At 57.7% G+C, this 20,463-nt stretch carries 21 protein-coding genes and 2 pseudogenes; 14 read left to right on the top strand and 9 right to left on the bottom strand.

Annotated features, from left to right (window positions below):
* Positions 1–78: 78 nt before the first annotated feature.
* From KGA97_RS15615 to KGA97_RS15595, 5 genes are all read right to left on the bottom strand, one after another.
* Positions 79–729: a hypothetical protein gene (locus tag KGA97_RS15615; RefSeq protein WP_223481047.1), complete on the bottom strand. Its 651-nt coding sequence runs from the start codon at positions 727–729 to the stop codon at positions 79–81.
* A gap of 280 nt (positions 730–1,009) precedes the next feature.
* Positions 1,010–1,309, bottom strand: a complete 300-nt coding sequence (locus tag KGA97_RS15610; RefSeq protein WP_223481046.1) for a hypothetical protein — start codon at positions 1,307–1,309, stop codon at positions 1,010–1,012.
* A 270-nt stretch (positions 1,310–1,579) separates the two neighbouring features.
* Complete coding sequence (locus KGA97_RS15605; RefSeq protein ID WP_223481045.1) at positions 1,580–3,019, bottom strand: hypothetical protein; 1,440 nt, start codon at positions 3,017–3,019, stop codon at positions 1,580–1,582.
* Between the two features lie 238 nt (positions 3,020–3,257).
* Entirely contained in the window at positions 3,258–3,929 is a 672-nt protein-coding gene (locus KGA97_RS15600; protein ID WP_223481044.1) for a class I SAM-dependent methyltransferase, read from the bottom strand.
* A gap of 77 nt (positions 3,930–4,006) precedes the next feature.
* Complete coding sequence (locus tag KGA97_RS15595; protein WP_223481043.1) at positions 4,007–4,306, bottom strand: hypothetical protein; 300 nt, start codon at positions 4,304–4,306, stop codon at positions 4,007–4,009.
* Positions 4,307–4,652: 346 nt separating this feature from the next.
* Between KGA97_RS15595 and KGA97_RS15590 the strand changes: the two genes are divergently transcribed.
* Positions 4,653–5,807 carry a GNAT family N-acetyltransferase gene (locus tag KGA97_RS15590; RefSeq protein WP_223481042.1) on the top strand — a complete coding sequence of 385 codons (1,155 nt, stop codon included), beginning with the start codon at positions 4,653–4,655 and terminating at the stop codon, positions 5,805–5,807.
* A gap of 71 nt (positions 5,808–5,878) precedes the next feature.
* Entirely contained in the window at positions 5,879–6,997 is a 1,119-nt protein-coding gene (locus KGA97_RS15585) for a glycosyltransferase 61 family protein (RefSeq protein WP_192229009.1), read from the top strand.
* 40 nt (positions 6,998–7,037) lie between these two features.
* On the opposite strand, the gene KGA97_RS15580 is transcribed toward KGA97_RS15585, so the two are convergent.
* A complete protein-coding gene (locus KGA97_RS15580; RefSeq protein WP_223437318.1) occupies positions 7,038–7,352 on the bottom strand; it encodes an NIPSNAP family protein in 315 nt (104 codons plus the stop codon).
* Positions 7,353–7,543: 191 nt separating this feature from the next.
* Between KGA97_RS15580 and KGA97_RS15575 the strand changes: the two genes are divergently transcribed.
* From KGA97_RS15575 to KGA97_RS15565, 3 genes and pseudogenes are all read left to right on the top strand, one after another.
* Entirely contained in the window at positions 7,544–7,873 is a 330-nt protein-coding gene (locus tag KGA97_RS15575) for a DHCW motif cupin fold protein (RefSeq protein ID WP_008029418.1), read from the top strand.
* A 134-nt stretch (positions 7,874–8,007) separates the two neighbouring features.
* Positions 8,008–8,184: pseudogene (locus KGA97_RS15570) on the top strand (YbfB/YjiJ family MFS transporter); the annotation flags it as partial.
* Between the two features lie 43 nt (positions 8,185–8,227).
* Positions 8,228–9,475: an MFS transporter gene (locus KGA97_RS15565; RefSeq protein WP_223481041.1), complete on the top strand. Its 1,248-nt coding sequence runs from the start codon at positions 8,228–8,230 to the stop codon at positions 9,473–9,475.
* Here KGA97_RS15565 and KGA97_RS15560 read toward each other — a convergent pair.
* Entirely contained in the window at positions 9,392–10,303 is a 912-nt protein-coding gene (locus tag KGA97_RS15560; RefSeq protein ID WP_207285896.1) for a LysR family transcriptional regulator, read from the bottom strand. The genes KGA97_RS15565 and KGA97_RS15560 overlap by 84 nt on opposite strands.
* Before the next feature lie 271 nt (positions 10,304–10,574).
* Here KGA97_RS15560 and KGA97_RS15555 point away from each other — a divergent pair, with 271 nt between their 5' ends.
* The 4 genes from KGA97_RS15555 to KGA97_RS15540 all read left to right on the top strand — a co-directional run bounded on the left by KGA97_RS15555 (position 10,575) and on the right by KGA97_RS15540 (position 14,126).
* Positions 10,575–10,889 (top strand): DUF485 domain-containing protein, encoded by a 315-nt coding sequence (locus KGA97_RS15555; protein ID WP_008029410.1) that lies wholly within the window; start codon positions 10,575–10,577, stop codon positions 10,887–10,889.
* Entirely contained in the window at positions 10,886–12,556 is a 1,671-nt protein-coding gene (locus tag KGA97_RS15550; protein WP_223481040.1) for a cation acetate symporter, read from the top strand. The genes KGA97_RS15555 and KGA97_RS15550 overlap by 4 nt, the downstream gene beginning before the upstream one ends.
* A gap of 82 nt (positions 12,557–12,638) precedes the next feature.
* Positions 12,639–13,193 (top strand): cytochrome b, encoded by a 555-nt coding sequence (locus tag KGA97_RS15545; protein ID WP_223481039.1) that lies wholly within the window; start codon positions 12,639–12,641, stop codon positions 13,191–13,193.
* 3 nt (positions 13,194–13,196) lie between these two features.
* Positions 13,197–14,126, top strand: a complete 930-nt coding sequence (locus KGA97_RS15540; protein WP_008029403.1) for an NAD(P)H-dependent flavin oxidoreductase — start codon at positions 13,197–13,199, stop codon at positions 14,124–14,126.
* A gap of 145 nt (positions 14,127–14,271) precedes the next feature.
* On the opposite strand, the gene KGA97_RS15535 is transcribed toward KGA97_RS15540, so the two are convergent.
* Positions 14,272–15,156: a LysR family transcriptional regulator gene (locus KGA97_RS15535; RefSeq protein WP_207285901.1), complete on the bottom strand. Its 885-nt coding sequence runs from the start codon at positions 15,154–15,156 to the stop codon at positions 14,272–14,274.
* Between the two features lie 114 nt (positions 15,157–15,270).
* Here KGA97_RS15535 and KGA97_RS15530 point away from each other — a divergent pair, with 114 nt between their 5' ends.
* Entirely contained in the window at positions 15,271–15,942 is a 672-nt protein-coding gene (locus KGA97_RS15530) for an MOSC domain-containing protein (protein ID WP_223481038.1), read from the top strand.
* A gap of 69 nt (positions 15,943–16,011) precedes the next feature.
* Here KGA97_RS15530 and KGA97_RS15525 read toward each other — a convergent pair whose 3' ends face one another.
* Complete coding sequence (locus KGA97_RS15525; protein ID WP_223481037.1) at positions 16,012–16,371, bottom strand: DUF6124 family protein; 360 nt, start codon at positions 16,369–16,371, stop codon at positions 16,012–16,014.
* A 530-nt stretch (positions 16,372–16,901) separates the two neighbouring features.
* On the opposite strand from KGA97_RS15525, the gene KGA97_RS15520 reads away from it, so the two are divergent.
* The 4 genes and pseudogenes from KGA97_RS15520 to KGA97_RS15505 form a co-directional block, all read left to right on the top strand.
* Entirely contained in the window at positions 16,902–18,419 is a 1,518-nt protein-coding gene (locus KGA97_RS15520; RefSeq protein ID WP_008039778.1) for a CoA-acylating methylmalonate-semialdehyde dehydrogenase, read from the top strand.
* A gap of 122 nt (positions 18,420–18,541) precedes the next feature.
* Complete coding sequence (locus KGA97_RS15515; RefSeq protein WP_223449219.1) at positions 18,542–18,931, top strand: tautomerase family protein; 390 nt, start codon at positions 18,542–18,544, stop codon at positions 18,929–18,931.
* Positions 18,932–18,994: 63 nt separating this feature from the next.
* Entirely contained in the window at positions 18,995–20,044 is a 1,050-nt protein-coding gene (locus tag KGA97_RS15510) for an NAD(P)H-dependent flavin oxidoreductase (RefSeq protein ID WP_223481036.1), read from the top strand.
* Between the two features lie 259 nt (positions 20,045–20,303).
* Positions 20,304–20,463, top strand: a pseudogene (locus KGA97_RS15505) (GntP family permease); the annotation flags it as partial.

Below are 20,463 nucleotides of genomic sequence, written 5' to 3'. Positions count from 1 at the left end.
GCCATTGACAACTAACCACTATCGGCCAATAGCTGCCGCTCATGAGCAACCGCTATCGGCCGGAAGCGGGCGGGCGCCCTAGGCGAGCATATCTATCTGTTCCTGCATTTCGACCAAGATTGATAGTTTTTCCATTTCTACATTGTTGATTGGCAGTATTGTGTCATTAGTGGCCTCGAAGAAGCGATCTAGCGATGATTGCGTGCCTAAACAATGGTTTAAGTAGCTGATCATGCGTTTGAGAAGTTCGCAGTTTCTAATGAATTTTCTAAAGTCGGATTCATTAAATTCTGATACTTTTATTGTGCTGCCTCTTTCAGATATTTTTTTGCTGAACGCTCTTACGGCGAGCTCTTCGTCGCTTAGCAATTGCGGCGACCACGAGTTATGAATTAATTTATTACGCTCGGATATTATTTTCTTTAACTCTACCTGAAGTTTCCTTAAGACCGCTAGTGGATCAATCGGGGCTCTTTCAATTTGAAGACCGGAATTGTTCATTTTGGCAATGTGCGATTCAAGTTCGGTTGAAATGAATGCAGAGTACTTAATAAGCAAGGGGGTGGCTGTGGTTTCGCCGATTACAATATCTCTGAATTCTGAGTTTTCAACTCCCTTCAACCCTCTTCTTTCCAATGACCATTCGATACCGTTTTTCAGTTCATCACAAAGCTCTTCAAATATCCATGTGCTGATGCCGGAATAAAGGAAATATTGACTTGTTTTCACGATTGGCTTCTCACTAGCTTAAGTTTTGGTTTTGGATAAATAAGGTTTTGGCAATTCCTATCGGGGTGTGAGGAGCTGTTTTTTAAAAAATGTGCCACTTTCTCTCTTTTGGCCGGTAAAGGTCATTTGCGAGCAACTATTATCGGCCAATAGAGGAAATTTGGGCAATGTGCTTCAACTCCGCAGAGGTTTGAATCGCCCCTAACATTTAGACTCATTCGAACGTCTGCTTTTGGCCGATTTCTGCCTGTCGTGGTCGGCAGCAATCGGCCAGAAGTGGTCATCCTAGTTGAGCATCATCCGGAATGTTGTTGGCTTCAACCTCAAACCTGCTCAGCAATGCGGCACCGTCCGAAACACTAAGAATCTGATTGATCGCGGCGATTTTCTGAGTTGCACGTTCGATTTGAAAGTCAGCATTGCTGTATACAGTCTCCGCTTCATTATGGAGTGCATAAGCCAAATGGGCCGCGACACGGACGCTCATTGGAGCATCTGCATCGCTGCCCAAATAATCCGCAAGCAGCGTCCTGATCTCAATCAGTGCAAGCGCGAGTAGCCTGGTTTGATCAGTCTGCATAAATGGATCCTGAGTATTACAACGAGTTTGCGAACAGATGTCGCGAGGTTACATAAACTTTCCGTCAGTCAAAAGCGAAAGGCCGCTTTGGGCCATAGCTGTCGGTGGAGCATCGGCAGCTATGGCGCAAAAACGGACTGGGCTCCAACAATTTGTGAGGGTAGGCAATAGACTTCAGTGTTCGATTACTATGCTTTAACCCTTTTCCGCTCCATATGCTTCATCAACAGACAATTATCTAGTAAGCAACGGCTGCACTACGGGTATACCTCATAGAACCTCTGGTTCGGATTCAACTTCGGGCGCGACTAACGTCTGGATTGGGGGCGTGGGGAGGGCAACGACACCGACACCTACCAATATTGCTTGACGGCACTCTGCTGAGTAGGCTTCATCTGACTGTTCTGCTAGATATTGAACGGCTTTGAAAAGTTCGGTGGTCGGAATCAGTGCGGTAGACGAAGATTGAGCAGCTGAGATGCACTTTTCGGTGAACTGTGTTTCTCGTTCTGCTGGCACTGATAGTCGAAAGCCATTACCGAATAGGACGCCTTTAGCCGGCAGCATTACATCGTCACGTTGAAGATCTTCATGAATATTCATAGCAAGTTGACGCAGTTTGTCGACGTTTATAGCCTTATTGTCTTTGCCTTCGGCCTCTCCTAACAGCCGGCCTTCGGGGCACTGGAAGACAACGTCGAATTCAGATTCAGTATCTTTATACTGGGCAGCTTCGAATCCAAGAGTATTAAGTGCATCCACTATTGCGTATTCAAGGGGTTTGCCTTTTTCAAAGAGTAGTGATCGCAACTTTCCGGCGCTGGACAGTTGCTCTTGTACTAACTCCTTTGTTTGTTGTGCTTCCTCGACGCGGCGCTCAGCCTCTAGTAGTTCTGACCGTAATGTTCGCTCAGCGGATAAAGCGTACAAGTCGCTCGAAGCCCATCCGGGTTCCGGTGTGACCTCTGCGGAGGTGCGTAATGCCTTATCGAGCGCCACTATGGCGCCGATAAATCGTCCAGAGAACTGCTTTGCCGCTGCAGTCCAGACTTGTCCCTTTGCCTGTTGCTTGTAGAAATTTTCTGGATAAAAGTCGATATTTGGCAGTAGGATGAGCGAGCCCGTCGAAGTTTTGCTGCGAACTAATGCCGCCACAGGCTTATCGCCATTTTTGGTGGTGATGCAGACATCCGGTGTATCTGCAGATAGCAACACCATATATTCAGACGCATCCGCGAACTCTGCCCAATAGGGAGCTAAAATCTCCGCTCCAAGTGGCGCGAGCTTCATAGCACTTCCCGTAGCGTTGATTGGCTTCAGGCTTATCGGTAGGGCCGCATAATTTGTGTACTGTGTAACAATTCGAGTTGTTTTCTGATTGCGTCCTGTTCCCGAATATTGTCGTTCTCCTGTGGCGATGTAGATATCTTGTACTTGTGGAAGGAAAACAATGACGGTCTTGCCGGCCTCGATTGCTTGCTTGATCTCTCTGCGCCAGTGCTCGCAACACTCTTTTAGCTGAAAAGACGCAGAGTCATCCAGGCTTGGCTTACCTAGATAGGTGTCAACGTAAGAGCCCCAGAAATCATCAATTAACGGGCGAAAGAGCACGACATCCCAATCCAAGAGAGATACTTTTGAGCGAAATCCCTCGTAGTGAGTGTCATTCGAGGCTAATTCGAAACCCACAGTAAGTATTGCCTTTGCCATTTTGCACCTTACAAAGAAGGGGTGAGATGTCTAGTTGTTTTTATGCGAAACCTGATGAGCATAACATTTGAGTGGATTGTTGCATGATCAACGGCAGGACTTATCTGTTGCTCTGAAAAAGGCGCCTTCAGGGGCCGCTTCTGGCCGATTGCCGCCTTCCGCGAAGGGCAGCAATCACCTGAGATCCGCTAGTGAGTCTTCAACCAAACAACACCCCGCCGACATCCATCAATCGAACTCACCGCCGCGGTTCAGCCACCAACAACAACGACTGCGGCACAGGACTCTGCGGGTGCTGAGGCTCCTGCAGGCCCGTCAGTTGAAAGCCGGCCATGTCCAGCGCATTGAGCCAGCTGGACAAGGTGCGGAAGTACCACGGCATGGGTTGCCATTGCCCCTTGAACCCGGTGAAAGTCTCTTGCCGCCAGCCATCCTGATAGTCGCCGGCCGCTGCGCTCCACGGATGCAGCGTCTGGATCACCAGCGCGCCGCCGGGGGCGATCAGGGCGTTCATGGCGGTGAGCAGGGGGATGATGTCCTGGTGCAGCAGGGCGAAGTTGGCGCAGATCAGGTCGTAGTCGCTGCCGATGTCCACTTTGGCTTGCGCCAACTGTTCATAGTTCGCCAGATGCACCGGCGAAGAACCTGCCGCCCGCGCCGCCTCGACCAGCGTCGAATCGCCATCCACACCGACCCCATTGATCGCCCGTTCAGCCAGCGCCCGCAACAGCCAGCCTTCGCCGCAGCCCAGGTCGAGCACACGTTCGGGCTGACGGCTTGCCACTGCCAGCAGGATCGCCTGGTCGGTGACCTTGAGGCGGCTTTCGATGGCGCCGTTGCGGATCGCGTCGATCCAGGATTGGGCGTTGTGGTGCCAGCTATCGAGAAGGGTCGAATCGGGGGCGGGCATGTCGATGTCCGGAGTTGTGGGTTGGAGAGAAGGATAGGGCAAGTGCGCGTGGCGCGGACGCTGTTAGTGACGCTGCATTATTTTCTGCACTCTGCCAACACCACCTGGCAGGTGTCCGGCGCGCCACCGGAGCGTCCGGCGTAGCGAATGCAATTGTCCATGGATTTCTGGCGGGCCATGTCGAGGGTGGAACCCCAGGCCAGGCCACCCTCGCCGACAGTGGGCAACGCTTTGGCGTAGCAAGGTGAGCCTCCGTTTGAGGCCCAAGTGCGAGGCGTGGCAGTGTTGCGTGCGCAGCCCGCTGTCAGCGCCAGATTGATGGCGAGCAGGGCGGGCAAGACCCATGACCCGCATGGGCGCGCGGTTTTTCCGGTCATCCCGAGTTCCCTGTATCAAGAGGCTGGAGGCGTGTCTGTATCCTGCAGTTTAGACGTTGTTGCGCCTGCCCTTTGCCCGGTTTGGCGCATTTGGGGGCAGTTGCCGGGAGGGCACTTTTGAACCCGTGCCTGTCCAGAAGAGTAGAAATTTTGGCGTCATGAAATATACGGTTACGCTGCCGATACGCCGCTTGCAAAGTCCCTGCCTTGATCTTTAATAGTTACTGATGGAGGACGCGTAATCCCATCAAATATGTCTTAAATATCAATGGTTAAGCGAAAGTATCAAGTCCCGCCCGGATCTTTCTCTGATTTCACGACAGATAGCTCAAAGGATGACGAAGAAATGAAAGAGAAGCTGGCGGCCGTTATCCGAAAACTGATTTCTCCTTCATTACGTTATGAAGTCAGGAACGCGGCAACCTGGCTGCGGGACATCCTGGGGCGTGCGTGTTTCTGGAAGTGGGAGATTGCCCGCTTCAAGCTGCAGAAGGACAGTCCTTACGAATTCCTCTACATCGGCAGGAAAAAACAGCGGGAAATGGCCAAGCTGCTCATCGGCGGGAAGTCCCAGGGGCCGCCCGATACGGTCGACGACGAATCGGCACCTGCTGCGTCGAATCATGTGGTGGTGGTCAGTGAAGCACCGTCCCCGGGGGCCTTGAATGTACCCCTCTACCTGAGTGCCGTCGTACCGCTGGGGCGTCCCATCGAAGACATCACCGCCAAATACGATAGCGAGTTGCGCCGAAACATCCGCAAGAACCGGCCGCGCTACCGGATGGTCCAGACACTGCTGGATGACGAAATCGAAAAGGCCGACAGGGAAATGCTTCGACCTTATGCCGAAGCACGGCAAGGCATTCACGCTGCGCAGTTTCCCGCTCAGGAAGTCTTGAGAATTGCCAAGACCGTCGGCCGGCTCGACCTGATCATGCTGGAAGACGAGGTGGTTGCCTGCCACCTGGGTTGCGTCGTCACTCGTGGCGGCAAGCGCTACTGGAGCACGCTGCGTTTCGGGTACGTCGAGCCGATTTTTTCAGATGCGAAAAAACTGCGTGAGGTCAACTCGATTACCACCTTCATGGCGCTTGAGTGGGCTATCGACAATGGCTTCGATTATTACGACATCGGTCTTTGCGTGGCCCGCCCGGATGATGGGCTGCTGAAATGGAAAAGACGGCGCGGCGGTGATATCGATTCCTTGGGAAACCACGCGTACATGTTCGTCCGGCTGCCCAAGACCGGGAGAGCCAGATTCCTCTGGGACACGCCGCTGTTTGCTGTCGAAGGCAAGGAAATAACCTTGCACCTTGGCCTGCCGGACGGGCCAAGCGATGAGGAAGTCGCCAGCCGTTATCACGAAATGGTGTTTGGCGGGCTGCACAAAATTTATCTGTATTGCGCCAAGAGCTCGGGCGAACAGTTTCTCGACACCTTGCGCAGTCGCTATGCCAATTTGCAGACACCACCCGTCATGGAACGGATTCCATCCAGCTGAGCCATTTCCAGGACTGAATAATGACAGCGCTCGCACCTGACTTTTGACCCTGCCCGCAGGGAGGACTCTTCATGGAAAGCGATCTCTCGCCAATCAGCACATCGACCGCTGGCAATCAAAAAAAATGGACCCTGGCCGCCTACAAAAACATGGCGAGAAAAAGACTCGCACGCAAAGCCGATATCAACTTGAAAAGCATCGCGCTGAAAAGTTGGGATATTGCGCCGGGCGAGACGACTCATTCTCCGTCGGCGTTCTACCTGCCCGGTCAAATGGACCGCGTGACAGGGTGGGAGGCGAAGCGTTTTTATCCTTTCGAACATCCCGCCCGCACCATGCAGGGGCTGGGCGACGTAGAACAAGGGCCGACCCGTGGCTACTTGCTCAAGGACGTCTGGATGATCGATGGCGCGCTCTACAAGGACAACGCCAGTCTGTGGCTGTCGCTCAAGCCAAGTATGTTCCCGCGCATTACCGTGGACACCGAGATCGATCGCGCCGCCGTCTACTGCACGCAAAACGGCAATACCTGGTTTGGAACGTGGTTGATGGAAGACTGCCCGACCTATTCCCTGGCCTGCGATGAAGGCGTGCCGGTGACCACCGCGCCCTCCGCCAGGTTTCCGTTGTTTACCCAGGCTCCCGCTTACGAAGACTGGTTTGGCATGAAACCGGTGCGCCTGCACAGTGCGTTTTTTCGTGAGCTCGTGCTGTTCGACGACTTGAGCAACAATCGAAACAGGCATCTGCGTTACCGGGCCATGGGGGAAAAACTGCTGTCGCACGTCAAGCATGAGGCTCACCCGGGCGTGTTCATCCTGCGCGGTGGCGACGGTGACTTGCGCTTTTTGCGCAATGAGCTCGAAGTCGCCGAACACCTGCGCAAGAGCAGGGGGTTCCGCGTTCTCGATCCTTTGAAAACCGATGTGCCGACCATCGTGGCGACCTGCGCCGGGGCGCGGACGGTGGTGGGGGTCGAAGGCAGTCAGCTGGTGCACGGCGTCAATGTGCTCCAGCCGGGCGGTTCGTTGCTGGCACTGCAGCCACCGAACCGTTTCGTCAGCTACTACAAGTTCCTGACGGATCGCGACAGGCAGAATTTCGGCTTCGTGGTCGGAACGCCAGAGGGCGACGGCTTCAAAATCGACATTCAAGAGGTCGAGCGCACACTGGATCTGTTCCCGTCATGACGGCCTGAGGGAACCCCGGCAAAAGACTTTCCGAACGGGTTTACGCCTGATCCCCAAACACCGGCCGGAAAAAACTCCGCTCATAGCTGAGGATGAATTTTTTATCCTCGGCATACTTGAACGCCGCGATGCAGTCCGCGTCCTTCATGGAGTCCTGCCGATAGCGCTCGTACTCGGCAAGGCTCGCAAAAGTGAACATCGCCAACGCAATGTTGTTGGCGCCCTCGGACGGCAGGAAATAGCCGTGGTGCTGGCCGCCGAATTTTTCCACCAGTGGAATCCACAACTTTGCGTAGTGTTCGAATGCGCCGATCTGGTACGGATCCAGCACGTACTTCAGGTAACAAGTGACCATGTTTTCGCTCTCTTCTACGGGAGGGTTAAACCATTCAAAGGCTGTTCAGCCATTCGGCAGTTTCGCAGATCACCTGGCTGCATGGGAGTCTTCACTGAACCCTGTATCCCGTAAATGCGGGCCATCTGTGTCTATCGGCTACATTGCGAGGTTGTTACGTTTGCGCCTCCACCGTATTCGATGAGGTAAAAATGGATCTCACCGCCATCCCGTTCGGGACGACCGACTGGTCGACGATCGAACCTGTCACCCATGCCGGCCAGACCGGAAACGCCTATTGGCGAACCTGTCAGTTTGGTTCGACGCGTGTGCGAATGGTTGAATACAGCCCCGGATACCTCGCCGATCATTGGTGCTGGAGAGGTCATATCCTGTTGTGCCTGGAAGGCGAGTTGCACACGGAACTGGAGGACGGTCGACAATTCACGCTGACGGCCGGCATGAGTTATCAGGTGGGCAACAATGCTGAAGGGCATCGGTCGTTCACCACCAGTGGCGCAAAATTGTTCATTGTGGATTAAGGCGTCGGATTGAATTTCGCCACTGGCCGTAGCGCTGGGTATCTCTATGGGAGATAACCCGATCAGATTAATTCGCTTCTTGAGATATATCCCGCGCGCGTAATGTCTGCCCTGTCTGAAGTAGAGAAGGGCGGATGATGAACAGGTTGAACACAACGATCGCCAATGCGCAGCCCGCGTTGCGGCCAGCCAGCGCAGGCTGGGCAACGGTGGCAGGCTTTGCTGCAAGCCTGGTCGGCATCGGCCTTGCGCGGTTTGCATATACGCCGTTGCTTCCAGCGATTATCGGCGCCCACTGGTTTGATCCGTCCAAGGCGGCGAAAAGCTCCAGCGATTCCCGGAGCCTTTGACACCGTGAATTACTCCGATAGAAACGTGATGTATTGGCGCCGCAACCTGACCGTTTGTGTGTTCGGCTCGTTCACGACCCTGGTCAGCCTGAGCATGTTGTTGCCCTTTTTACCGTTGTACGTTCAACAACTGGGCGTGACGTCGCAGGCGGACGTGGTGCAATGGTCGGCCGTGGCATTCGGCGCGACTTTTTTCGGCACGGCGATCACCGCGCCGTTGTGGGGGCGCCTGGCTGACCGCTATGGCCGAAAACCGATGCTGGTCAGAGCGGCCATCGGGATGGCCATTGTGATGTCGTTGATCGGGCTGGCCCGGGACGTTACCGACCTGGTTGCACTGCGCCTCATCGCCGGGCTCATCGGTGGCTACGCATCGGCGTCCATCGTCATGATCGGGTCGCAGGTCCCGCGCGAAAGGGCGGGTTGGGCACTCGGTGTCTTGTCCACGGGGGCCTTGTCCGGCAACCTGATCGGGCCACTGGTTGGCGGTTTTTTACCTGAGCTTGTTGGTATTCGCGGCACCTTTTTCGTCGGTGGAGCAATGATTGCGGTCGCCGCCATGACCACCATCCTGTTTGTTCGTGAGGATTTCGACCGAGCGTCGGACGCCAGACAACGGGACAGGAAAAACCGGCCTGAGGGGGCCGGTTCGAAATGGCCGGTCATCGCTGCACTGCTCATGACCGCGATGATGGTATTGCTGGCCAATATGTCGATCGAGCCGATCATCACCGTCTACATCGGCGACCTCGGCGTACCGGTTGATCATCAGGCGCGGATAGCCGGCGTGGTCATGGCCTGTTCCGCGTTGGGCAGCATCCTGACCGCCGCCAAACTGGGGGCGCTGGCCGACCGGGTGGGCGGCTGGAGCGTAATTGTCGGTTGCCTGTTGCTGACGGCCGTGGTCATGGTGCCCCAGGCGTTCGTTACGCAATGGTGGCAACTGGCGGTATTGCGCGGCGTCATGGGCATGACCATTGCCGGGCTCCTGCCCGCGATTGCCAAGTTGATCCGGCATTCGGTCGAAGAGCACAACACCGGCAAAATCCTCGGTTACCTGCAATCGGCGCAGTTCTCAGGGCAGGTGATAGGTCCATTGATTGGCGGCCAGATTGGCGCCCATCTCGGCCTGCATCATGTGTTCCTGGTGACGGCGGCATTGCTGGTGTTATGCGCCTTGATGAACGGCTGGGTGAGGAATCGCTACCTGGGCGACACCGTCCAGACGAACGCTGTCCAGAAAAGTGGATAACGCGCTGGAAAAATAGCCATCAAGGCGCCTGACGAACACCGTCTCTACATCGGCGATGTCTGGCGCGAGTTCATGCACGTTGACCAACCCCTCGCGCAAGGCGTTCGCCACAACGCCTCGGGGCAACAACGTGACTCCGACGCCCGCCGACACACAGGCAATGATCGCTTCAATCGAGCCAAACTCCAGTGGCTCAGGCGCCAGGATGCCCAGGTTGGCCAGCAGGGAATCCAGGCGCTGGCGGTAGGAGCAACCGATTCGAAAAACCACCGTCTTCAGATTGTCGACCGCGGCGACCGCGTCCAGCGTGTCAATGGCACAGGATGTGACCAGCACGAGCTCTTCGCGGAAGGCTTGCTCACTGAGCAATTCCGGGTGATTGACCGGGCCCACGACAAACGCCCCTTCGAGCTTACAGTCGATGACGCCCTGGATCAGGCTGCAGGTGGTGCCGGTGCGAATCACCGGGCGAACCTCCGGGTAGGCCTTGGCAAATTTTGCGATCAGCCGTGGAAGGCGCAGCGCCAGCGTCGTCTCGAGCGTACCGATCTCGAAGACACCTTTTGGATGCCCATCATCGCGCGCAGCGCAGGATGCATCGGACAGGAGCCGGGAAAGGCGGGCGGCGAACGGCAGGATCCGACGCCCAGCCGGCGTGACCTGAACCCCTCTGGCGCTGCGTTGGAACAGCGCCACCCCGAGCTCGTCCTCCAGCGACCGAATCCTCGCGGACACGTTGGACTGCACGGTGTTCAGCTCGCTCGCAGCCTTGTTCATGCTGCCGTGGCGCGCAACCGCATCGACCACCTTCAGATCCGTGACATCCATCGAATTCACCTATCTCTAAAACCAATAACCAACCGCAAATAAACAGCGTTCAGCAGATTAGTTTTCGTGTGCGGCAAAGGCAAGCAATGGCCGACATAGGGTGCGATTGAATTCATCAAAAAAGATCATACGCATCATTAATGATCGTTTTACATGATCTTTGGCCGGGCATAGGTTGAGGGTGCAAATACACCGCAGCCAGTGGCAAATCGAGTCTTCGAATTTGAGGCTGTGGAACAACAATAACTGTCCACTGCTACACGGAGTCAACGTGAACCATGCATCCGAGTCAGCCAGAATTCGCAACCATCCCCGGTACCAGGATTTGGTATCACGGCAGCGAAGATTCGTCGCTTGTCTTACTGCCGCCACCCTTGTCCCGTACTTCACGTTCATCCTCGTCGCGGCGTTCGCGCCCCAGCTTCTAGCGCAGAAACTCTCCGCAACCAGCATCATCAATATCGGTTGGCCGCTGGGCGTCGCCTTCATCGTCGGGGCCTGGTTGTTTACCGGCCTGTACATCCTGCGCGCCAACGGCGAGTTCGATGACCTCACCGCAGAAATTCGCGAGGGGGCCATCGTATGAAACCCATTCTTCGGTACCTCATTCCTTCTCTGTTGGGCGCGGTCGCGACGTGCGCCTCGGCCGCCGATGTCTTGCAGGCGGTGGAAAAACAGCCGCTGAACATCACCGCTATCGCGATGTTTCTGGTCTTCGTGCTGACCACCCTGGGCATCACTTACTGGGCTGCCTCCAAGACCAAATCGATGGACGATTTCTACAACGCCGGCGGCGGCATCACTGGTTTCCAGAACGGTTTGGCACTGGCGGGGGACTACATGTCGGCGGCGGCGTTACTGGGCGTCACCAGCATGATTTTCTTCAACGGTTTTGATGGAGTGCTCTACTCGATCAGCTTCTTCGTCGCCTGGCCGTTGCTGTTGTTCCTGTTCGCCGAGCGCATCCGCAATCTGGGGCGCATCACCATTTCGGACATCGCCTCGTTCCGGCTCGATCAAAACCGGATTCGCACCATGACCGCGTTCGGTTCGTTGACCGTGGTCTGCTTTTATCTGGTGGTGCAGATGGTCGGGGCAGGGCAACTGATCCAGTTGCTGTTCGGTCTTCCCTACAACTACGCGGTGATCGCTGTCGGTCTGTTGATGGCGATCTACGTCACGTTTGGCGGGATGGTCGCCACCACCTGGGTGCAGATCATCAAGGCAGGCTTGCTGCTGGTGGGCGGGACATTGCTCGCCGTGTTGGCGTTGAGCAAGTTCGGTTTTTCGTTCGAGCTGCTGTTCGAAAAAGCGGTTGCCGCCCATCACGATGGCGAGCGGATCCTGCTGCCCAGCAAGCTGGTGGCCGACCCATTGGCGCTCATCTCGCTGTCGCTGGGCCTGGTCTTCGGTACCGCAGGATTGCCCCATATCCTCATGCGCTTTTTTACCGTGCCGGACGCCAAGCAAGCGCGCAAATCGGTATTCGTCGCGACGGGCTTCATTGGCTTCTTCTACCTGATCGTTGCGGTGTTGGGGTTGGCAGCCATCGTGATCGTCGGGCAAGACCCGGCCTTCTACGAGTCCGGCATTGTCGGTGGAAAGCTCATCGGCGGCGGGAACATGCCGGTGATGCATCTGGCAAAAGCCGTCGGCGGCGACCTGCTATTGGGCTTCATCTCCGCCGTCGCGTTTGCCACGATCCTGGCCGTGGTCTCGGGGCTCACCATGGCGGGGACCTCGGCGATTTCACACGACCTCTATGTCCAAGTCTTCCGCAAAAACCGTGCGGATGCGAAAGACGAGCGGCGTGTGTCGAAGATCGCCTCGGTCGGTATCGGCATCGTTGCGGTGGTGCTGGGCATTTTGTTCAAGGACCAGAACATCGCCTTCCTGGTCGCGCTGACCTTTGGCGTGGCGGCCTCGGTCAACTTCCCGATCCTCGTGCTCTCGATGTACTGGAAAGGGCTGACCACACGCGGGGCGTTGATCGGTGGTGTCGCCGGGTTGGTGAGCTCGGTCAGCCTGGTGATTCTCTCGCCGGCGGTGTGGGTCAAAGTGCTGGGCAATGCCGACGCCATCTTCCCCTTCGACTACCCGGCCATCATCTCGATGAACGTGGCGTTCCTGTTTACCTGGCTCGGCTCGGTCACTGACCGCAGTCGCGGGGCAGCGCTTGAACGCGAGCGCTTCGATGATCAGCTCATCCGCGCCCGCACGGGCCTTGGCGCATCGCAAGCGGTCAGCCACTGAGACTCGGCACACCGTCATCGCGATGACGGTGTGCCGGTCATTTCCATACCCTGATTTGTGCTCTCTGCAAAAGGAGTCAGCCATGCAACTTCGAGACAATGGCTTAAGGTTTTCACCCATCACGGTCGTGCTGCACTGGGTCGTGGCGTTGTCGCTGCTCGCCATCCTCGGCTTGCAGGTGATGATCGGCCAGGCGTCCAGTGAGGCCGGGCGGATGTCGTTGGTCCACCTGCAAAACCTCATGGGGCTGATCCTGTTTTTCGTATCGATCTATCGGTTCTGGGCCAGGATCACCGCTTACCACCCGCTGCCGGTGGGCACGCCCAATCCTATTGAAGTGATCATCAGCCGTTCCGTTGCGGTGGCGCTCGCCCTGGCGATGGTGCTGCTGCCGGTCGCGGTGTGGGCCTCGCGGTCGGCGGCCGGCGAGGGGGTGGGGCTGCCCGGAGGCTTTTCGATTCCGGCGCTGTTGCCCACCAATGCGGCATTGAAGCAGGTGGTCGATGTGCTCTTCGATATCGGGGCGTCGGCGTTCCTGGTCGGCCTGGCCTTGCACGTGTTCGGTGCGCTCAAGAATCACTTTCTCCTGAAGAACAACACGCTCAAGCGGATGCTTGGAAAACATGTGGAGCTGTGAGCCATGAACGAAGCCAGATTCGATTTTGCAGGTAACGCCATCACTCAATTGTGTGGCGTGAAATACCCGATTTTTCTCGGCGGGATGGCGGCGATTTCCGGCCCGCCGCTCGTTGCGGCAGTCGCCAACGCCGGAGGCTTGGGCGTGGTGGGCGGCTTGCGCCTGCCACCCTTGACCTTGCGCCGATGGATACAGGAAACCCGAGCGCTGACCGACAAACCCTTTGGCGTGAACCTGGTGCCGCAGTTCGGCGGGCCTGACGTGTTTGAAGCGCAATTCCAGGTCGTGCTCGAAGAAAAACCGCGCCTGCTGTCCTTGTTTTACGCCGAGGCCTATTCCGCCGACATGATTCCCCGGGCCAAAGACGCGGGGTTGGTGGTCATGGTGCAAACGGGCTCGGTGGAGCTGGCGAAAATCGCCATCGCGCAAGGCGCTGACATCATCGTGGCGCAGGGCAGTGAAAGTGGCGGTCATTTGAATCGAGGCACCATCGGCATCATGCCGTTGCTGACGTCCATCCTTGCGGTATCCGAGGGGCGACCGGTGCTGGCGGCCGGTGGCATCACAAACGGTGACGATGTCCGCGCGCTGATGTCGCTCGGCGCGTCTGGGGTGGTGGTGGGCACCGCGTTTATTGCCACCGATGAGTCGAATGCGCACCCGCTCTACAAGCAAAAAATTGTCGAGGCGACGACGGATGACACCGAGTACCGGACCGGGTATTCGTTCGGTTGGACCTACGGCACGCCGCACCGGGTGATCCCCAATCGTGACAAGTGGAACCTGCTGCGTTTCATTGGCGGTGGCGCCCGCGCAATCGACAAACCGCGCATGGCCAAGAAGCTTTCGCTGTACGCGGGGCAGGGCGTTGGCAAGATCCACAGCGTCGTCCCCGCAGCAGAACGTGTGGCGGAGCTTGCCCTTGGCTTGTAGTAAGCCTCTCCTCGATTAACCTGTAGGAGCGAAGCTTGCTCGCGAAGGCGGTAGTGCATTCAGTTTCAATAGTGAATGCCCTGACGCTTTCGCAGGCAAATCGGAACGCCGCACCGCTCGCAACTACAGTGTCGAACTGAGTGTTTTACGCCGCCGGCCGGGCAATCTGCTCCTGCGCCAGGCCGATAAACGCGCTCATCGCCGAGGTGATCATCGAGTCGTTCCTGCGGATGAACACGGTCGAAACCTTGGCGAATTCGGCCGGCAGCGTGTGGCAACGAATCGCATGCCGCACGCTGCAATTCTCTGCGATGGCCTTGGGCAGCAAGGTCACGCCCATGCCCGCCGCGACGCATGACAGGATGCCGTCGAGGGTGCCCAGTTCCATGATCTGGTTAGGCACCAGCCCGACTTGGTAGAACCAGTTTTCCAGGGTGGAGCGATAGAAGCATCCGGTGCGAAAGACCAGCACGGTTTGCTGGGGGATTTTCTCGATGAGCGCGGGCAGTGACTCGAAGCGGTTGCTGCTGACCAGCACCAGTTCCTCTTGAAACACCTCCTCCTGCGCCAACGCTGGGTTCTGGTGAAATCCGCCGACGAACGCGCCATCGAGCCGATGGGCTTCAATTGCCTTGATCAGCTCGACCGTCGTCCCGGTCAGCAGCGACAGTTGCACTTCGGGGTATTGCTCGCGGTACTTCGTCAGCACCTGTGGCAAGCGAATGGCGGCGGTGGTTTCCATTGAGCCCAGCCGCAGCAGGCCGGTCGGAACACCGGTGTCCGTCAACGCATTGCGACTCTCTTCTGTCAGCTGCAGGATGCGCCGCGCATAACCGAGGAAGGTCTCGCCCGCCGACGTAAGCACCACCCCGGATTTCTTGCGGATGAACAACTCTCGATTCAGTTCGGCTTCCAGCTCCTTCACCCGCATGGTGACGTTGGACTGCACCGTGTTCACGTTGACGGCGGCTGCGGTGAAGCTGCCGAGTTCGGCAACCGCGCAGAAAATCTTCAGTTGGCGCATTTCCATGATCGTCACCATCCATCATAAAAAGTGATTATGGACATATTTAACGATCACTTTACGGTCATTGTCGGTGGTTAGTAAAGTGGCCGAAACCCGGTAAAAGATGCGGATCGACCCATGACACTCACTTCGAAAATTGATCACGTCTTCGCCGGCGGCCTGGGGCTGTTGAAGCCCGAAGGGCAGCGTACGGGCATCTTCAAACAGCGCCGTTCAGGCCCCGTTCGCGTCGAGCTTCACGGGATTGTCGGTGACCAGCATGGCGACACCAGGGTTCACGGCGGTCCGGAAAAGGCTGTTCATCACTATGCGGCCGAAAATTATCAGCACCTGGCGCAGGCCTTTGCGCACTGCGCCCATGAGCTGCTTCCCGGCAGCCTGGGGGAGAACATTTCTGCGCTCGAACTCTCGGAGCGCAACGTGCACATCGGCGATGTGTTCCAGATGGGCAGTGCGGTGTTGCAGGTCTCTCAACCGCGCAGCCCTTGCTGGAAAATCAATCATCGTTTCGACGCCGAGCGCATGTCGATGCATGTCGCCAAGGAGCGAATCACCGGTTGGTATTACCGGGTGCTTCAACCGGGCTTCATTGAAGCGGGCGACAGGATCGAGTTGCTGGAAAGGCAAACGGAGCGTTTTTCCATCGATGAGTTCTGGCAGGTGCAGTTGTCGCACCGGCCGGTGATCGACGATCTGCTGGCGCTGGCGGCAAGCCGTGGGTTGGCCGATGACTGGAAGCGGCGCCTGTCGGAGCGGGCGAAGTGGCTGCAGAAAGCGCTTCAGGTCTGAAGCTGCACACACATCCAACTGTGGCGAGGGAGCAAGCTCCCTCGCCACAAAAGCTCCGCTTAGCGGTGTTCAGTCTCGCGGATCAATCTGATCCAGCACCCGATTCGCCGTGATCTCCGCCAGCATTATGCTGTTGGAAATGCCCAGCAGCGCATTGCGCGACCCACCGTCCAGAAGGTCCACCAAGTGATGGACCATCACATCGACCGAGGCCAGCGTCTCGACCAGATAAACCATCAGGGTTTCGGTCGTGAGCGCTGGGTCCACGGTAAACAGAGTGCTGGGTGTGCGCGTCGTGGCTTTGATGTCGGCAGCCGACGGGAAGTGGTAGTCGAGGGCACGCTCGGCGGCCTCGTTGAGTTTGTTTGAATCGGGTTCGTATGGGGAAGCTGGATCAGTGTCTGGCGGATTGGGTGAAGGTTTGACCATGGTTCTGTCTCCAAAAACGTGGAGCCGTCACCGACTTGCGACTAAACAAGGGGTGGCAGCTGTACGCAGGTTAGTCGACCGGGGGAGACTCAAAACCGGCGCACCCGAAGGCGCCCTGCGCACAGCTACCATGAAGTTCAGGCATGAAATGACCTGACTGTCTGGATGCCAATACGCTTTGAATCACCCCCGGGCGACTAAACCCGACCACTGATGAGCAGTGGCACGAATCAAGTTACCGGGCACCCCCAAAGCGCACAAGCCGGCGGATTCTGGCGTACCCGTAGGCAACGGCGCAAGGTTTTGTAGCTTTCATCTCGTAACCACGAGCGCGCTTAAACAAGCATTCTCCAGCGCTGTTTAACACCTAAAACACCTTCACCATTTCTGATCCATAAGATCATTAATCATCATTTTACATGATCCTTCTGCTGGCCTACTTTGACCCTGGCAGGCGCGCCATCGGCCGCCTGGCGCTCTCCCGACAACAACAAGAGATGGCTCTTATCCACCACCAGGGGACACCCGCCATGAGCAACCAGCCAGCAGACATCGCACACTACATTCACGGCCGCGTGACGCACGGTACTTCCGGTCGCACGCAGAACGTCACCAACCCTGCCATCGGTTCCGTCATCGGCAAAGTGGCCCTCGCCAATGCCGCTGAAGTCGACGCGGCAGTGAAGTCGGCAGCGGCCGCGTTTCCCGCCTGGTCGGCGCTGCCGCCGCTGCGTCGCGCCCGCATCCTGTTCAAGTTCCTGGCGTTGCTCAATGAACACCGCGACACACTGGCGCGCATGATCACCGCCGAGCACGGCAAAGTTTTCACCGACGCCCAGGGCGAAGTAACGCGCGGCATCGAGGTCGTCGAGTTCGCCTGCGGCATCCCGCAACTGCTCAAGGGTGACTACACCGAACAGGTCTCCACCAACATCGACAACTGGACCATGCGTCAGCCGCTGGGCGTGGTGGCCGGCATCACCCCGTTCAACTTCCCGGTGATGGTGCCGATGTGGATGTTCCCGGTGGCCATCGCCTGCGGCAACACCTTCGTGCTCAAGCCGAGCCCCATCGACCCGTCGCCTTCGCTGCTGATCGCCGAATTGTTCAAGGAAGCCGGGCTGCCGGATGGCGTGTTCAACGTGGTGCAGGGCGATAAAGAAGCCGTGGATGCGCTGATCGATCACCCGGACGTCAAAGCCGTGAGCTTTGTCGGATCGACGCCGATTGCCAACTACATCTACGAGACCGGTGCCCGCCACGGCAAACGTGTCCAGGCGTTGGGCGGCGCGAAGAATCATATGGTGGTGATGCCCGATGCCGACATCGATCAGGTGGTCGACGCGCTGATCGGCGCCGCGTTCGGCTCTGCCGGCGAGCGCTGCATGGCGATTTCGGTGGCGGTGTTTGTCGGCGATGTCGCCGATAAGGTGATGCCGAAACTGGTGGAACGCACCCGCACGCTCAAAGTCCTCGAAGGTACGAACCTGGCCGCCGAGATGGGCCCGATCGTGTCGCAAGTGGCGCTGCAACGCATCACCGGCTACATCGAACAAGGCATTGAGGAGGGCGCAGAACTGCTGGTCGACGGCCGTGGTTTTGACGGCGCCCAGGCTGGCGCGAATTGCGCCGAAGGGTTCTGGCTCGGTGGCACGGTGTTCGACCATGTCACCCCCGAGATGAAAATCTACAAAGAGGAAATCTTCGGCCCGGTGTTGGCGTGCATGCGCGTGAAGGACTTCGCCGAGGCGGTCGATCTGGTCAACTCGCACGAGTTCGGCAACGGCACCGCTTGCTATACCCGCGACGGTCACATCGCACGTGAATTCGCCAGCCGCATTCAGGTGGGGATGGTCGGTATCAACGTGCCGATTCCGGTGCCGATGGCGTGGCACGGTTTTGGTGGCTGGAAGCGCTCGCTGTTCGGTGACACACACGCCTATGGCGAAGAGGGCGTGCGCTTCTACACCAAGCAAAAGTCGATCATGCAGCGCTGGCCGAACAGCATCGCCAAGGGCGCGGAATTTGCCATGCCGACCTCCAAGTAAGCACCGCTTTCTGCTCCACAGGTTTGGGGTGGATGACGTGTTGGCGCGGGCTTGCACGGCATCGTTTTTCCCAGGGGGAGCGAACACCTCGCTCCCGGTTTTTTCCGCACAGGTGAACCGCTATGCCGCTGCTCAAGTTCGACCTCATTCAGGGGCGCAATGACCAACAACTCAAGACCCTGCTGGACGTGACCCATCAGGCGATGGTCGAGGCCTTTGAGGTGCCCGACAGTGATCGCTACCAAAGCGTCACGCAACATCGTCCGGGGGAGTTGGTGCTGCACGACACGGGATTGGGTTACACGCGCACGACCAGCGTGGTGTTGCTGACGGTGATTTCGCGACCACGTTTACAGACGCAGAAAACCGCGTTCTACCGCTTGCTGGCCGAGAGGCTGCAAGCCGAGTGTGGCCTGTCACCCGACGACCTGATTGTTTCGCTGGTGGAGAACACCGATGCGGACTGGTCCTTCGGCCGTGGAAGGGCGCAATTTCTGACCGGCGAACTTTAGGGTTTGCCGCGTGGGCCAAAGGGTCCGTTTTTACCTCTGTGCAACTCTCTTTCAGGTGATGCCATGTCCACTCCGTTGCTGTCTCTTTTGAACATTCGACTGCCCGTCCTTCAATCGCCGATGGTGGGGGTTTCCACGCCCCGACTGGCGGCAGCGGTGTCCAGCGCCGGCGGCCTCGGCGCGATTGGCATCGGGGCAAGCAACGTCGAGCAGGCGCGGAACATGATCCGCGAGACGGCCGCGCTGACAGACAAGCCGTTCAATGTGAATGTTTTTTGCCACCAGCCTGCTGTCCACGACAGCGCTCGCGAGACGCAGTGGCTGACATTTCTGGCGCCGTTCTTTGCGCAGTTCGGGGCCGCTGCACCGACGGCGCTGCGTGAGATCTACACCTCATTCGTCGAAGACCCGGACATGTTGCAGATGCTGCTGGAAGAACGGCCGGCGGTGGTCAGCTTCCATTTCGGGCTGCCACCACAACCGGCCATCGATGCGCTCAAGGCTGCGGGCATCATCCTGTTGTGTTCCGTGACCAACCTGGCCGAAGCGCAGAGCGCGGAACGCGCCGGGGTGGATGCGCTGGTCGCCCAAGGTTACGAAGCCGGGGGGCATCGCGGGGTATTCGATCCAAAACAGGACTCGCAAATGGGGACGTTTGCGTTGGTGCGTGTGCTGGCGGCTGCTTGCCAACTGCCGGTGATCGCGGCGGGCGGCATCATGGACGGCGCAGGGATCAAGGCCGTCATGCAGTTGGGTGCCAGTGCCGCGCAGTTGGGAACGGCGTTTATCCTCTGCCCCGAATCCTCCGCCAACAGCGCCTATCGCGAGGCCTTGAAGGGGCCGCGTGCGCACCAGACTGCCGTCACCAGCGTCATCTCCGGGCGTCCTGCCCGAGGCATGGTCAACCGCAACTTCACCTGCCTCGAAAAGGCTGGCGCGGCACTGCCAGACTATCCGCGCGCCTATGACGCCAACAAAGCGCTCAACGCCGCGGCCACCGCCCAGGCAAACACGGAGTTTGCCGTGCAGTGGGCGGGGCAGGGGGCGCCCCTGATTCGGGAGATGCCGGCCGCTGCGCTGGTGAATGTGCTTGCTGCGGAAATGCACGACTGAGCCAATCGGTCATCTGCGGCGAGCCGACATTTCACCGACTGCGCAAAACGATTCAAACACGAGCTGTACTTCAACATTAATGGCTCAGGCGCGATGAAAATCCGCCTGGCCCAGTTTCAAAAAACACGACCCCCCATACCTCTGCACGACAACCCTTATCCCTCTACGAAAATTACTTTCGCCTCGTTTGAAAATCACCTCTCGAAATGTTTTATGAGTTTCACAACCCATTCGACGTGACCCTTTCGAGGAGTACCGCATGACCCTGTCCTTCGGCTATTGGCTGCTGGTATATGCCGCCATCGCCATCATCGCGCTGATCGTTCTGATCGCCCGTTACCGACTCAATCCCTTCATCGTCATCACCCTGGTCTCCATCGGCCTGGCATTGCTCGCCGGCATGCCGCCGTCCGGCGTGG

This window comes from Pseudomonas sp. BF-B-15, assembly GCF_019946675.1.
GTDB classification, from domain to species: Bacteria; Pseudomonadota; Gammaproteobacteria; order Pseudomonadales; family Pseudomonadaceae; genus Aquipseudomonas; species Aquipseudomonas migulae.
Note: the sequence above shows the minus strand (reverse complement) of the source record. Positions and strands in the feature narration are given on the sequence as shown.

What these genes read in the sequence shown, in the direction of transcription:
- KGA97_RS15610 (WP_223481046.1), bottom strand. Translation starts at nt 1,309, where the DNA reads ATGCAGACTGATCAAACCAGGCTACTCGCGCTTGCACTGATTGAGATC.
- KGA97_RS15605 (WP_223481045.1), bottom strand. Translation starts at nt 3,019, where the DNA reads ATGGCAAAGGCAATACTTACTGTGGGTTTCGAATTAGCCTCGAATGAC.
- KGA97_RS15600 (WP_223481044.1), bottom strand. Translation starts at nt 3,929, where the DNA reads ATGCCCGCCCCCGATTCGACCCTTCTCGATAGCTGGCACCACAACGCC.
- KGA97_RS15595 (WP_223481043.1), bottom strand. Translation starts at nt 4,306, where the DNA reads ATGACCGGAAAAACCGCGCGCCCATGCGGGTCATGGGTCTTGCCCGCC.
- KGA97_RS15590 (WP_223481042.1), top strand. Translation starts at nt 4,653, where the DNA reads ATGAAAGAGAAGCTGGCGGCCGTTATCCGAAAACTGATTTCTCCTTCA.
- KGA97_RS15585 (WP_192229009.1), top strand. Translation starts at nt 5,879, where the DNA reads ATGGAAAGCGATCTCTCGCCAATCAGCACATCGACCGCTGGCAATCAA.
- KGA97_RS15580 (WP_223437318.1), bottom strand. Translation starts at nt 7,352, where the DNA reads ATGGTCACTTGTTACCTGAAGTACGTGCTGGATCCGTACCAGATCGGC.
- KGA97_RS15575 (WP_008029418.1), top strand. Translation starts at nt 7,544, where the DNA reads ATGGATCTCACCGCCATCCCGTTCGGGACGACCGACTGGTCGACGATC.
- KGA97_RS15560 (WP_207285896.1), bottom strand. Translation starts at nt 10,303, where the DNA reads ATGGATGTCACGGATCTGAAGGTGGTCGATGCGGTTGCGCGCCACGGC.
- KGA97_RS15550 (WP_223481040.1), top strand. Translation starts at nt 10,886, where the DNA reads ATGAAACCCATTCTTCGGTACCTCATTCCTTCTCTGTTGGGCGCGGTC.
- KGA97_RS15545 (WP_223481039.1), top strand. Translation starts at nt 12,639, where the DNA reads ATGCAACTTCGAGACAATGGCTTAAGGTTTTCACCCATCACGGTCGTG.
- KGA97_RS15540 (WP_008029403.1), top strand. Translation starts at nt 13,197, where the DNA reads ATGAACGAAGCCAGATTCGATTTTGCAGGTAACGCCATCACTCAATTG.
- KGA97_RS15535 (WP_207285901.1), bottom strand. Translation starts at nt 15,156, where the DNA reads ATGGAAATGCGCCAACTGAAGATTTTCTGCGCGGTTGCCGAACTCGGC.
- KGA97_RS15530 (WP_223481038.1), top strand. Translation starts at nt 15,271, where the DNA reads ATGACACTCACTTCGAAAATTGATCACGTCTTCGCCGGCGGCCTGGGG.
- KGA97_RS15525 (WP_223481037.1), bottom strand. Translation starts at nt 16,371, where the DNA reads ATGGTCAAACCTTCACCCAATCCGCCAGACACTGATCCAGCTTCCCCA.
- KGA97_RS15520 (WP_008039778.1), top strand. Translation starts at nt 16,902, where the DNA reads ATGAGCAACCAGCCAGCAGACATCGCACACTACATTCACGGCCGCGTG.
- KGA97_RS15515 (WP_223449219.1), top strand. Translation starts at nt 18,542, where the DNA reads ATGCCGCTGCTCAAGTTCGACCTCATTCAGGGGCGCAATGACCAACAA.
- KGA97_RS15510 (WP_223481036.1), top strand. Translation starts at nt 18,995, where the DNA reads ATGTCCACTCCGTTGCTGTCTCTTTTGAACATTCGACTGCCCGTCCTT.